The sequence below is a fragment of the Methylohalomonas lacus genome, from assembly GCF_024808875.1.
Taxonomy (GTDB): Bacteria; Pseudomonadota; Gammaproteobacteria; order Methylohalomonadales; family Methylohalomonadaceae; genus Methylohalomonas; species Methylohalomonas lacus.
The window spans coordinates 39,401-52,195 of sequence record NZ_JANUCT010000001.1 but is presented as its reverse complement, the minus strand read 5'-3'; the positions used below and the strand labels follow the sequence as shown (position 1 = coordinate 52,195).

The 12,795-nt window shown below is 62.3% G+C and carries 15 protein-coding genes; 12 read left to right on the top strand and 3 right to left on the bottom strand.

What is annotated here, in order from left to right; genetic code table 11:
* Positions 1-40: 40 nt before the first annotated feature.
* Positions 41-646 carry a ribosome biogenesis GTP-binding protein YihA/YsxC gene (yihA, locus tag J2T55_RS00230; protein WP_259053317.1) on the bottom strand — a complete coding sequence of 202 codons (606 nt, stop codon included), beginning with the start codon at positions 644-646 and terminating at the stop codon, positions 41-43.
* Positions 647-840: 194 nt separating this feature from the next.
* Between yihA and J2T55_RS00225 the strand changes: the two genes are divergently transcribed.
* From J2T55_RS00225 to J2T55_RS00185, 9 genes are all read left to right on the top strand, one after another.
* Positions 841-1,455, top strand: coding sequence for a c-type cytochrome (locus tag J2T55_RS00225; RefSeq protein ID WP_259053316.1), 615 nt, complete (start codon positions 841-843; stop codon positions 1,453-1,455).
* 86 nt (positions 1,456-1,541) lie between these two features.
* The gene (locus J2T55_RS00220; protein WP_259053314.1) at positions 1,542-3,512 is read left to right on the top strand and encodes a cytochrome c biogenesis protein ResB; all 1,971 of its coding nucleotides are present in this window, start codon (positions 1,542-1,544) and stop codon (positions 3,510-3,512) included.
* 81 nt (positions 3,513-3,593) lie between these two features.
* On the top strand, positions 3,594-4,748 hold the full coding sequence (gene ccsB / locus J2T55_RS00215; protein WP_259053313.1) for a c-type cytochrome biogenesis protein CcsB: 1,155 nt from the start codon (positions 3,594-3,596) through the stop codon (positions 4,746-4,748).
* Between the two features lie 45 nt (positions 4,749-4,793).
* Positions 4,794-5,423: a thiol:disulfide interchange protein DsbA/DsbL gene (locus J2T55_RS00210; RefSeq protein WP_259053311.1), complete on the top strand. Its 630-nt coding sequence runs from the start codon at positions 4,794-4,796 to the stop codon at positions 5,421-5,423.
* 49 nt (positions 5,424-5,472) lie between these two features.
* Entirely contained in the window at positions 5,473-6,411 is a 939-nt protein-coding gene (locus tag J2T55_RS00205) for a coiled-coil domain-containing protein (RefSeq protein WP_259053310.1), read from the top strand.
* 147 nt (positions 6,412-6,558) lie between these two features.
* Entirely contained in the window at positions 6,559-6,912 is a 354-nt protein-coding gene (locus J2T55_RS00200; RefSeq protein WP_259053308.1) for a hypothetical protein, read from the top strand.
* A gap of 142 nt (positions 6,913-7,054) precedes the next feature.
* Entirely contained in the window at positions 7,055-7,510 is a 456-nt protein-coding gene (locus tag J2T55_RS00195) for a DMT family transporter (RefSeq protein WP_259053306.1), read from the top strand.
* Positions 7,511-7,635: 125 nt separating this feature from the next.
* Positions 7,636-8,235, top strand: a complete 600-nt coding sequence (locus J2T55_RS00190) for a sigma-70 family RNA polymerase sigma factor (RefSeq protein WP_259053304.1) — start codon at positions 7,636-7,638, stop codon at positions 8,233-8,235.
* Entirely contained in the window at positions 8,228-8,728 is a 501-nt protein-coding gene (locus J2T55_RS00185; protein ID WP_259053302.1) for a cupin domain-containing protein, read from the top strand. Before J2T55_RS00190 ends, J2T55_RS00185 begins: the two co-directional genes overlap by 8 nt.
* 213 nt (positions 8,729-8,941) lie before the next feature.
* On the opposite strand, the gene J2T55_RS00180 is transcribed toward J2T55_RS00185, so the two are convergent.
* Entirely contained in the window at positions 8,942-9,736 is a 795-nt protein-coding gene (locus tag J2T55_RS00180) for a M48 family metallopeptidase (protein ID WP_259053299.1), read from the bottom strand.
* 131 nt (positions 9,737-9,867) lie between these two features.
* Between J2T55_RS00180 and J2T55_RS00175 the strand changes: the two genes are divergently transcribed.
* The 3 genes from J2T55_RS00175 (at position 9,868) to J2T55_RS00165 (ending at position 12,227) form a co-directional block, all read left to right on the top strand.
* Positions 9,868-10,452, top strand: a complete 585-nt coding sequence (locus J2T55_RS00175) for a SprT family zinc-dependent metalloprotease (RefSeq protein ID WP_259053295.1) — start codon at positions 9,868-9,870, stop codon at positions 10,450-10,452.
* A gap of 77 nt (positions 10,453-10,529) precedes the next feature.
* Complete coding sequence (gene rmuC, locus J2T55_RS00170) at positions 10,530-11,906, top strand: DNA recombination protein RmuC (protein WP_259053292.1); 1,377 nt, start codon at positions 10,530-10,532, stop codon at positions 11,904-11,906.
* 66 nt (positions 11,907-11,972) lie between these two features.
* Positions 11,973-12,227 carry a hypothetical protein gene (locus J2T55_RS00165; RefSeq protein ID WP_259053290.1) on the top strand — a complete coding sequence of 85 codons (255 nt, stop codon included), beginning with the start codon at positions 11,973-11,975 and terminating at the stop codon, positions 12,225-12,227.
* Between the two features lie 124 nt (positions 12,228-12,351).
* On the opposite strand, the gene J2T55_RS00160 is transcribed toward J2T55_RS00165, so the two are convergent.
* Positions 12,352-12,711 (bottom strand): hypothetical protein, encoded by a 360-nt coding sequence (locus tag J2T55_RS00160; protein WP_259053288.1) that lies wholly within the window; start codon positions 12,709-12,711, stop codon positions 12,352-12,354.
* Positions 12,712-12,795 lie beyond the last annotated feature (84 nt).

The window sequence follows — 12,795 nt, the reverse complement described above, 5'->3', positions numbered from 1 at the left end:
TGTGCCCTCCTTCCCCTGAACGTACCGGGGCCGTCTTTTTTTATGCCTGTTCGGTATGCGGCGCAAACCAGCTTTCCAGCTGCTGGCGCAGGGCCTCGTGGCCAAGCGTCGTCTGACAGGACAACAGTTCGGCGCTGACACCTTCCGGCAGTTCACGGCGTACGGCCGCCAGTGTCTGCTGGGCCTTACCGCGCGACATTTTATCGGCCTTGTTGAGCAATACATGCACTGCCAGGTCGTGCGCCAGGCAGAACTCGAGCATGTGCCAGTCGAGATCGGTCAACGGATGGCGGCTATCCATGATAATCAGAACCCCGGCCAGCGCCTGGCGCCGGGCAAAGTAGTCCTCGATCATCGCCGGCCACTGGCGTGCCAGGGCTGCCGGCGCCTTGGCGTAACCGTAACCGGGCAGATCGACCAGCCGACAGTCCGGCTTGAGTTCGAAGAACAGCAGCTCACGCGTGCGTCCGGGCGTGCGCGACACCCGCGCCAGTGCCTTGCGGCCGCAAATGGCATTGACCGCGCTCGACTTGCCGGCATTCGAACGGCCGGCAATGGCCACCTCGATACCGGCGTCCTCCGGGCACTGGGCCAGGCGGGTGGCGGCGAGTAAAAAGCGACTGTCCTGAAAAAGCTGGGCCGGCATGAGGCAATGATCCATGGTTGGGCTAGTAAAAAGCCTGCCGAGTCTAGCCCGATAACGACGGCCATGCACTGCCTGCCGGCGCACTGGCATCATCACGGTGTAGCCGCGGGAAACTTTGTCCACTCGCATCACGGCTGCTGGCCGCTTACAATAGGCGGCTTTGAATCTGACCGTTACAACAGGAATCCAAGACGATGTTGAGATTGTACGCTGCGCTGCTGTTTATCATGACCCCGTTCATGGCCGTAACGGCGGAGACCGCCGTCAACGGCGATCCGGATGCCGGCAAGAAGAAGGCCCAGTCCTGCGCCGCCTGCCATGGCGCCGACGGCAACAGCAGCAATGCCGACTGGCCGAAAATCGCCGGCCAACAGGCCGACTACATCGTCACCCAGCTGCAGGCGTACAAGTCCGGTGCGCGCGAGAATCCCCAGATGTCGCCCATGGCGCAGGATCTGAGCGAGCAGGACATGCACGACCTGGCGGCCTATTTTTCCAGCCAGGAAATAACCCTGGAAACGGCGTCCGAGGAGGCCATCGAGCAGGCCGAGACGCTGTATCGCGCCGGCAAGGCCGACGCCGGCATGCCCGCGTGTATCGCCTGCCACGGGCCCAAGGGTAACGGTGTGCCGGGGGCCGGCTATCCCAGGATCAGCGGCCAGCACGCCGCCTACACCGCTGCCACACTCAAGGCCTATCGCGCCGGCGAGCGCGGCGGCGGTCAGGCTGACATGATGACCGCGGTTGCCAAGCACCTGAGCGATGAAGAGATAAAAGCCCTGGCGGAATACGTCAGCGGCCTGTACTGATTCCCTTGTCGCTGTCTGCCGATACGGCCCGCGGACGGCGCGTGGCCCCCGCCCGCAGCGCCGGTCGCTGTCACTAGAGTTACATCATGTCGTCGCGTCTACTGCGCTTTCTCGGTTCCATGCCGCTGGCGGTCACGCTGCTCAGCGCGGTGGCGATCGCCTCGGTTATCGGCACCCTGCTCCAGCAGAACCAGCCCTACCAGGACTATCTCATCAAGTTCGGGCCGTTCTGGCACCAGGTCTACCTGAGCCTGGGGCTGTACGATGTCTACAGTTCACTGTGGTTTCTGCTGCTGCTCGCCTTTCTGGTCGCTTCGACCAGCGTCTGCCTGCTGCTGAACGGTCCGGCCATCGTCGCCAGCGCGAGCGACTACCGCGAGCATCTGCACAGCAAGATCCTCGCACACATGCCCGAACACCAGCAGTGGCGGGTCTTCGCACCGCTGAGCCTGGTCCAGGGGCAGCTGCAGCAGCTGTTGCAGCAATACGGCTACCGGCTGCGCAGCCGCGCCGACGGCGAGCGCGTTCTGATCGCGGCCAAGAAGGGCTCGGCCAACCGCTTCGGCTACATCTGTGCGCATCTGGCGGTGGTCGTAATCTGCATCGGCGGTCTGCTCGACGGCAACATCCCGATGAAATGGCAGAGTCTGTTCGGCAGCCTGGCGATCGAAACCCGCGACCTGCCGGCTTCGCAGGTACCGGCGGCCAGCCGGCTGGACACCGATAACAGCGCCTTCCGCGCCAACATCAGCATTCCCGAGGGCTCGGCGGCGGACTTCGCCTTTATCAACGTCGGTCGCGGTTACGTCCTGCAGGAGCTGCCGTTCCAGATCCGGCTCAAGGATTTCCGTATCGAACACTACAGCACCGGTCAGCCGAAATCGTTTCAGAGCGACCTGGTGCTGCGCGATCCCGAACGCGACACGACGCTGGAGAAAACCATTTCCGTCAATGAACCGTTGCGTTACCGCGGTTTCAATATCTACCAGGCCAGTTTCGAGGACGGCGGTTCAAAACTCGACCTGACCCTGCGGCCACTGATCGAGCCGGCCGCCAATCCCGAGGCTCTGGACGTCAGCGTGCGCGTCAACGACAGCGTCAAAGTCACGGCGCCCGACAGTTCAGAACTGAAACTGGAAATCGAGGATTTCCGCGCGTACAACATCAATCGCACCGCGGCCAGTGTCGAGCGCGGCCAGGATTTCCGCGACGACGGTCCAAGTTTCCAGTTCAAGCTGCGGCGCGTTGACGGCAGCGCCCGCGAATACCGCAATTACATGCGCCCGGTCACGCTCGAAGGCCGCGACTACCTGCTCAGCGGTACGCGCGGCTCGCAGGCCGAGCCATTCCGCTATCTGTATATTCCGGTCGATGCCGCCGGCAGCGCCGACACGTTTTTCGAGATGCTACACCTGTTACATGACGACGACCGCCTGGCGCAGGTCATTCGCGACCGCGCCGGGCAACGGCCCAGTGAAGACGAGCGTGAACTGACGCAACAGCTGACCGGCGCCACCCTGACGATCCTCAAGCTGTTCCGTGACGGCGGCTACGGCGCCATCGCCGAACACATGGACACCAGCGTACCGGAAGACCAGCGCCAGTTCGCCAGCGAAGCCTACATCAAGCTGCTGCATGGCGGTTTGCGCAGCCTTTACCTGGAAGTGCTGGATCAATCTGCCGACAGCGGCCTGAGCGAGTCACAGTCGCTGTTTCTCGACGACGCCATCAGCGCACTGGCCGGGGTGCCAAACTATGGTGCGCCGTTTTATATTGCCTTGAACGACTACGAACAGCGCCAGGCCTCCGGTCTGCTGATCGCCCGCAGTCCCGGCAAGCTACTGGTGTATCCGGGCTTCGCGTTATTGCTGGCCGGTATCTTCCTGTTGTTTTATATTGCCCAGCGGCGCGTCTGGATCGAGCTGCGCGAAGCCGACGACGGCCGCGTTCAGGTGGACATTGCCGGCGAAAGCAACCGGCTGCAGGACGAGTTCCGGCAGGAATTCGAACAACTGGCCAGCCAGGCGCGACAGGCGCCGGAGCAGGCCAGCCGTTAAAATGTACAGGCACTTGCAACCCTGGCAGGAACCCGGCGTCCAATCGCTGCCCGCGCCATTTCACTCAACAAGTAAAAAGTTATGACGAGCGCTGTTAATTCCCTATCCAACCCGTCGTATGCCGGTGGCCGTGCCGGTTTTCTGGCCTGGGCCGTGGCGGTGCTCGCCGCCGCCGGTTACGCCCTGTTCAGCCTGCAGCCGCTGATGAACGGCTACGAGGTGATCATCCTGCTGCTGGCCGCTGCCGGCACGCTGTGGTTGGGCCATGCCTGGCCCAGCTTTCGCGGCCTGACGCTGGCGGTCGCCGTGCTGACGCTGGTCGGGCTACAACAGTACGGCGACCAGCTTGCCAATGCCGACACTCGCTTCCTGCTGGTCTACGTACTCGCCAGCCAGTCAGCGATCATGTGGATGAGTGCCCTGTTCATCCTGGCGACGCCGACCTATTTCGCCGCCCTGCTGGCACGCTCGCCGTTCACCGGCCAGGTGGCCTCGGGCCTGACCTGGTCGGCAGTGGCCATGGGCCTGACCGGATTGCTGGTCCGCTGGCGCGAGACCTACCTGGTCGGCGCCGACATCGGCTATATTCCGATCAGTAACCTGTACGAAGTGTTCGTCCTGTTCTGCCTCATCACCGCGCTCATCTACCTGTTCTACGAACGCCGTTTCCAGACGCGCGCGCTGGGCGGTTTCGCCATGCTGGTGATCAGCGCCGCGGTCGGTTTCCTGCTCTGGTACAGTCACAGCCGCGGCGCCCACGTGATCGAACCACTGGTTCCGGCGCTGCAGAGCTACTGGATGAAGATCCATGTGCCGGCCAACTTTATCGGCTACGGCTGCTTCAGCCTCGCCGCGATGATCGGTGTGGCCGCGCTGCTGCGCTACCGCGCCGCACCGGCCGGTCGCCTGGCGCAACTGCTGCCCGAACCGGCATTGCTGGAAGAGTTCATGTACCGCGCGATTGCGCTCGGTTTCGCATTCTTCACCCTGGCCACGATCCTCGGTTCGCTGTGGGCGGCCGAAGCCTGGGGCGGCTACTGGTCGTGGGATCCGAAGGAAACCTGGGCGCTGATCGTCTGGCTCAACTACGCCGCCTGGCTGCACATGCGCATGACCAAGGGCTGGCGCGGTCCCGCCATGGCCTGGTGGGCAATCGTCGGCCTGTTTGTGACGCTGTTTGCCTTTCTCGGCGTCAACATGTTTCTTTCCGGACTGCACTCTTACGGCGAGCTGTAGTCCTACCTAGCAACTTCCGGAATGTTTACAGCTACAGGGAACCCCATGCCAAAACTGATCAAACCGTTACTGATAACGCTGTTCTTTGCACTGCTGCTGACAGCACCCCTGACCGCGAGCAGTCAGGGCAATGACGGCTACAAGCGCCTGTCCAAGCCGCAGCCGACCAGTACCGCCGAGGATAAGGTCGAGGTCGTCGAAATCTTCTGGTACGGCTGCCCGCATTGCTACGACTTCGAGCCGCACCTGGAGGAATGGCTGGAGAACAAGCCGGACAATGTCGAATTCGTGCGCATGCCGGCGGTGTTCCGCCAGGATTGGTTGCCGCACGCCAAGGCCTACTACACCGCCAAGGAGCTCGATGCGATCGACCCGATCCACGGCGCGATGTTCGCGGCCATCCACGAGCAGGGCAAGCGCCTGGCCAGCGAAGCCGAGCTGAAGGAATTCTTCGTCGCCCAGGGCATCGACGCTGACGCCTTCACCAAGGCCTACAATTCGCAAAGCGTCGAATCGCAGCTCCAGCGCTCTCTGGCCATGCTGCGCCGCTACGAGGTAACCGGCGTACCGGCGGTCATTGTCAACGGCAAGTACCAGACCAGCGGCCCGATGGCCGGTACCTACGAGGGCATGATCCGGGTCATGAACGACCTGATCGAGCGTGAAAGCCAATAACAGCGCCCGGCAATTGACCCGCACCGGCGCCTGACTCAAAATCCGCTGCATGCAGGGGGCAACAGGCAAACGGACTCCTATCGCGCTGTTGCTGGTCACGGCGGTCGCCGTGGCCGGCATCACCTCGGTATTCTGGTCACAATTCTGGCAGCGCTACGACGCCGACCAGCAGCAACGCATCAATACCCTCGAGCAGCGTGAATCAAAGCTGCGCGCCGCCTTGCAGGCACAGAAAAACGAGCGTGCCGCGCTGGAAAAACGCTACGCGGACAGCCAGACGGCACTGGCCGACAGCCGCGAATCGATCGACGAACTCGAGACCCGGCTCGAACAGAGCGAACAGCAGCTGGCCGAGTTCGAGGCAGCCAACTGGCCCGAACGCTACGCCCGCCTGGAAGAGAACCACGCGCAGCTGGAGCAGGATTACAGCCAGCTGCAGGACGACAATGATCGCCTCGACGAGACCATCGAGGTCCTGAACGCCAAGGCCGAGAGCCAGCGCGAGCTTGCCGAAAAGCGCTACCAGGCGCTGGAAGAACGCCTGCAAAATACCAAGGACGCTTACGACACACTCGAGCTGCAGCATGAAACGCTGAGCCAGCGTTATAGCCGTGCCGTTCGCGCGGTTGTTGAAGCCGAGCTGGTACAGGTGGTGGATCGCGCCGAGGCCCAACGCCAGCACGACCTGCTGGCCGCCCAGGCAGCGGCGACAACGCGCGACCTGCCCGCGGCCGAGATCGAGCGCGTCAGCCAGGTCAGCAGACTGCAGCAGCAGCAACTGCAGCTGCGCGCACAACTGCAGAGCGAACGCGCGGCACTGACCAACGCCCGGCAGCGCATCGAGCAGCTGCGCGATCGCCAGGCGCAGCTGGAAAGCCGCCTGCAGGCGGCGAGCAAACAGCCGCTGAAAAAGCTGGTCGTCGAGCCACCGGCCGACGTGGTACCGGTCACGGTCGAAACCAGCCCGGCCGGGGACAGCTCGCAATAGCCCGGCAAACGCGAATCGCCGTGAACTCTTGCAGTCAGGCGCCATCTCAGTCATGGTCATGCCTGCCGCGGCGCCGGAGGGAACGATGGCCGACGGCGACTGACTAAGTTATTGTTCTATATAAATACATTCTCCAAGGATTCAGTTATGCAAAAATTACTCAGTGCGGTTGTATTCACTGCCATGTTGGCCCCGGGCGTGGCGCTGGCGGGCGCGGGCGCTGGCGGCGGTGCCCCCGGCGGTGACCCGATGGACCGCCTGGCTGAGCAGCTCGGCCTGAGCGACGACCAAAAGAGCGAAATCGAGGGCATCATCCAGGAACAGCGCGAAAAACAGATGGAGCTGCAGCAGCAGACCCAGGAAGACATCAACAATGTCCTGACTGCCGACCAGCGCGACCAGCTCGAGGAAATGCAGCGTCAGCGGCAGGAACAGATGCGCAAGCGCATGGAACAGATGCAGAAAGAGCAAGGTGGTGGTGGCACCCCGCCGCCGCAGTAATCAGCACGGACGACATTACTGCAGCATCAAAAAACCCGGCGCAAGCCGGGTTTTTTGATCCGCCATGGCAATCATGGCCAAAGCCGGATGACAGGCGCGTGCGAGCCTGTAAAATCGACTTTTTTACATCCGGACAGCCCTGATGAGTTCGACCGCCACCCCCGTTTTTCTGCTGATATCCGTCGGCGCCGGCATGCTGGTGCCCTATCAGGCCGCGATGAACGGCCTGCTCAGCAAGTATCTCCACCATCCGCTGCAGGCCTCGGCGATCAATTTTGTCGGCGGCGCCCTGTTTCTGGCCGTGATCCTGCTGTGCCTGCAGCCGGCGCTGCCGGCGGCCGAAAGCCTGCGCAAGATTCCCTGGTATCTGTTTTTCGGCGGCATGCTCGGTGTGCTGTTTGTTACCGGCTCGTTGCTGGCGGTACCGCAGATCGGCGGCACCGCGTTTCTGGCAGCGATGCTGACCGGGCAGATGGCCGGCGCGGTCATACTCGATCACTTCGGCTTTTTCGATGTGCCGGTACAAAGCGTGTCACTGACGCGTCTCGGCGGACTGCTGCTGCTGGCCCTGGGCGTCTACCTCGTACAGCGCGGCTGAGACGACGTTCGATTTGCCGTCACCAAACCTGACACTACCATTAGCAAAAACCGCTGCCGGCACGAGGCACAGCCAGCAACCGTGGCAACGGACCTCGGCACGGTCTCTGTTATGCTGACGCAATCATGAACCGGGACGCGTCCGACACCGACATTGACGCCCAGCTCGAGGCACTGGTCATCCGCATTCAGTCGGGCGACGCCACCGCGCTGGCCGAACTTTACGAAACCACGATCGGCCGCGTTTACGGGCTGGCCCTGCGCATCCTGCACCAGCCGCCTGATGCCGAGGAAGTGGCCGTCGACGTGTACAACCAGGTCTGGGACCAGGCGCAGCGTTTCGACCGGGAACGCGGCCCGGTCATGGCCTGGCTGCTGACCATGGCCCGCAGCCGGGCACTGGACCGACTGCGCAAACTGGGTCGTCATAGCCAGCAACGCCAGCAGCATCTGCAAGCGTCATCGCCGACGTATAGCGACTATGAACAGGTCCCGGTGGTGGACCTGCTGGACCTGACTGAAACCAGCCAGCATATACATGCCGCGCTGGCTGAACTGACTCCCGCCCAGCGGCAGGCTATCTCGCTCAGCTTTCTCGAAGATTTGTCGCACCAGGAAATCGCCGAGCGCCTGGCCACACCACTGGGAACGGTTAAATCCAATATTCGTCGCGGTCTGCTGAGGCTGCGCGAACTACTCGACGAGCATAACGGGCAGCATGGCTGACGAACCGCAGCATTCACCGGACGATCTGGACCCGCGCCTGGAGCAGGCGCTGGCCGAGGCGCTGACGCCGGTATCGCCGGATGCCGCGGCACGGGCACGCATGCGCGGCCGCATCATGCAGCATGTCGGCCAGCCGGAGACCGAAATCGTGCGCGCCGACAGTGGCGAATGGCGACCGTTACTGCCCGGCATTCGCATCAAGAACCTGCGGCTGGACCGCGACCAGGGCACGCAGACGAGTCTCTGGGAGCTGGCCCCCGGCAGCCGCATTCCCGGCCACAGCCACATCCAGGAGGAAGAATGCCTGGTGCTGGAAGGCAGTATCAGCATGGGCGACGAAACCTTCAACGCCGGCGATTACCTGTACGCCCGCAAGGGTGTCGAGCAGGCCGAGTTCTTCACCGCCACCGGCGCGCTGTTGCTCATCCGCAGCGAGCTGGTACCGGAAACCAGCCGCCTGACACGCTTCCTCTACGGCCTGTTCAAATCCTAGAACGCTCATAATCGACCGCCGCGACACTGCATCTGCCGAGACGCAAACGACGTAGAGATGATCGTGAACGGTCACGGGTGGAGCCGGCAGCGCAGTCGTCATGCCCCTTGATGACGAACGCAGGCAAATGCCACCACCCGCGTTGTTCACGATAGAAGAGGAGGCTGACCGCGGTCAGGGATGGCCGCGGTCTTTTTTGCCGCCGGCGGATATCTAGCGGACCTGACAGTTCGGCCGGTTACCGCGTTCCCGCGCCGCCTCGTAGGCAGGCATGACCTTCGGGATCTGATTCTGCAGCTCACGAATACGGGTGTCCGGCGCCGGATGCGTCGACAACAGCTCCGGTGGCGAGCCGCCGCCGGTCTTTTTCATGTTCTGCCACAGCGGCACGCTGGCCCGCGGGTCGAAACCGGCCTTGGCCATCAGTTCCAGTCCATAGACATCCGCCTCGCTCTCCTGCAGGCGCGAGTACGGCAACAGTATGCCGACCTGGGCACCGACACCGAGCAGTCCGAGCAACTGCTGGCGCATCTGACCCTCACCGCCGGCCAGCGCACCGACCAGGTCCACGCCCGCCTGCGTGGCGTACTGCTGCGAGACGCGCTCGGCGCTGTGCTGGGCCAGCACGTGCGCCACTTCATGGGCGATCACCGCCGCCAGCTGATCCTGGTTTTCGGCCGTATCGAGCAGACCGGTATGCACGCCAATCTTGCCGCCCGGCAAGGCAAAGGCATTGGCACTGTCATCCTCGAACACCGCCACTTCCCAGTTCTGGCCGCTGCCCTGCGGCAACTGCTCGATAATCCGGTCGGCCACGCAATTGACGTAATTGCGCTTGCCGCTGTCGTTCGTCTGCGGCATCTCTTCGCGCATCTGCGCGAACGCGGTCGCGCCCATCTGCTGCATCTGGTCATCACCGACCAACAATAACTGCTGGCGGCCGGTCGGTGACGTTGTGCAGGCCGCCACAATCAACAACAGGGGCAGCAAAAGACTTCGCACAGGCATAGTGATCACTCCTTCAGGTTAAACAAGTGCCGCATCGTGGCGACCCATCACATTATATAGACAGCCGCGCGGCTTGTTTGCGCGCCGCCGAACACTGCCAGACAATATTATTGATCGGTACAATAGGCGTCATGGTCAAATCGCCCACAAGCCCAGGCACGGTGTCTGACGGCGAGGCACTCCGTCACCGCATCCTGGAGACCGCCCGCTATTACTGGCAATTGGCCGATCGGCTCTACCCGGGCGTTCTACACGGTCAGGCACTGCCGGCGATCCGCTTCGATCTCGGTGGCAGCAGCGCCGGTCAGGTCCAGTTTACACGCCGGCCGCGACGCATCCGACCGCTTGCCATTCGCTTTAACCTGACCATCGCCCGACACAATGCGGACACCTATATCCACACAACCGTCGCTCATGAAATCGCCCATGCCGTCGCGGTTCTGCGACATGGCCGCCAGGGACTGGGACACGGCCAGACATGGCAACATATCATGGCCGACTTCGGTCAGCCGGCCGAACGCTGTCACCAGTACGACCTGAGTGCAGTGGCCGTACGTCGCCAGCGGCGCTTCAGTTATCACTGTGACTGCGACACAGAGCAACAACTCACCACGGTGCGCCATAACCGACAACAACGCGGCGAGCGGCAGTACTATTGTCGCCGTTGCCACGCACCGCTGCGTTATCGCGGCCCGGTCAGTACAGCGTCGGCATGAAAGGCCGTACGGTACAGTCCGTTGCACGCGATCGGTTACACTATCAACTCATTGTTCACTAAGACAGGGAGCCGTACATGGCCATCGAATGGCCCTTGATCAGTATCGCGACACTCATCGCCGGATTCCTGCTGGCCTGGTGGCTGCGTGGCCGCCAGAGCCGTGCCGAAATCGCCGCCGGCCTGGCCGAATCCGAAGCGGCCCGGCAGCGCGCCGAACAGGCACGCGACTATGCCGAACAGCGTCAGCGTGAACTGGGCCAGGAACTCGAAGCCTACAAGCAGGAGACCAGCCGCCTGGCGCGCGAGGTCAGCACACTGCAGTCCGATCTCAAGAGCCAGGAAGCCGGCTTCAACGCCGAGCGCAAGAGCCTGAACGAGAAACTCGAACTGTTGCAGCAGGCGGAAAAGAAACTCGGCGAACAATTCGAAAACATCGCCAGCCGGCTGTTCGATTCGAAATCCGAACAGTTCCGCAAGGCCAGCGCCGACCAGCTGCAGAATCTGCTCAAGCCGTTCCGCAACGAAGTCGAAAGCCTGCATCGCGATGTCCGCGAAGCCAGCAAGGAACGCCACACCCTGGGCGAACAGATCCGGCATATAGTCAGCGAGACCAGCGCACTGACCAATGCCCTCAAGGGCGACAGCAAAAGCCAGGGCGACTGGGGCGAGATCGTGCTGGAGCGGATTCTTGAAAACTCGGGTCTGCGCAAGGGTGAAGAGTACGAGGTGCAGACCAGCTACGCCACCGATGATGCCGACGGCGGCGGCCGGCTGCGTCCGGACGTCATCATCCATCTGCCCGAGCAGCGTGAAATCGTCATCGACTCCAAGGTGTCACTCACCGCTTACGAACGTTATGCCAACAGTGACGACGCCACCGAGCGCGACGCCCAGCTGAAAGCCCATGTCCAGTCGATGCGCCGCCATATCGACGAACTTGCCGGCAAGCGCTACGACCACATCAAGGCCATTCATACGCTCGACTACACACTCATGTGGGTACCGATCGAACCGGCCTACTTTGCCGCCATGCAGGAGGACCCGGGGCTCGTGCAACTGGCCATGCAAAAGCGCGTGATTCCCGTGTGCGCAACAACGCTGTTCGCCGTACTGAAGACCATTGAACGCATCTGGCAGTACGAGCGCCAGAACAACAACGTCCAGGCGATCATCGACCGCGCCAGCAACCTGTACGACAAGTTCGTCAATTTCAGCGAGGCCATGGATCAGATCGGTACCAACCTCGACCGTGCCCAGAAAAGTTACAGCGATGCGCGCAAGCGCCTGTTCGATGGTTCCGGCAACGTCGTCCGCCAGATCGAACAGTTGCGCGACATGGGCCTGACGCCGAAAAAGCGCCTGTCGGCCGACTGGACCAGTCAGGCGGGCGACGACACGGCCACGCAGTCACTCGAAGCCGATGACAAAAATTCCGGGAACAACAACACCTAACCGCTGGACCCGGATGTCGTATACAAACGCATCAACCCCAAACAGCGAACAAGGAGGTAGCCGCACATGATCGCCACCGATTCCCTGACACCGCTCAGCAGCGCCGAGTTGAACGAGGCCGACGAGCTTAGCCAGAGCGACCGGCCGGACGCCGCGCTCTACCAGGAACTGGACAAGGAAGCCTATGAAACGCTGGCCGCTGAAATCACCAAGTCGGAACAGGCACTGGCGCAGTGTCGCGAACTGGCCCTCACCCAGGGCAAGGTGCTGGTCTTCCAGCGCGACCTGCTGATGCAGCAAATACAAACGGATGCCGGTTAGGCAACCATCATGACCGCAACCGTTGGCACGGCGTCGTCATCGCATAAACAGTACGAGCTATCTCGATACTATCCTGATGCCCCGGAAGCCACCCGCTTCCGGGGCAATGCAGGTGCCACCCTGCTTAGCAACGACCCTTTTTGGCCTGGCCCGGCGGGCAGAAATGCTGGCCGTGACCATGGCCGCGATCGTGTCGCTTGTAACGCGGTTCGTGATGGTACTTGCCGTAGCGCTTGCGATCATGGGCATAATAACGCCGCGGTTCGGTATCGCGGGTATTGTACGCCGCACCCAGTGCGGCACCCGCGCCGGCGCCGATAATGCCGCCGTCGCGATCACCCAGCTCGGCACCCAGGAAACCACCCAGCGCACCGCCCAGGCCGCCACCAATAGCAGAATCGATGCTCTGGTCGTGGCGGTGATCGGCAAACGCAGGGGCTGACAACAGTATCAGGCCCAAAAAGGCCAGCAGTCTGGTTTTCATGGCAATCACCTTCCTTCATTTAGAATGGACGGGCATGCAGTACAACCAGCATGCCCATAGTCATTACAGACCTGAATGATGCAG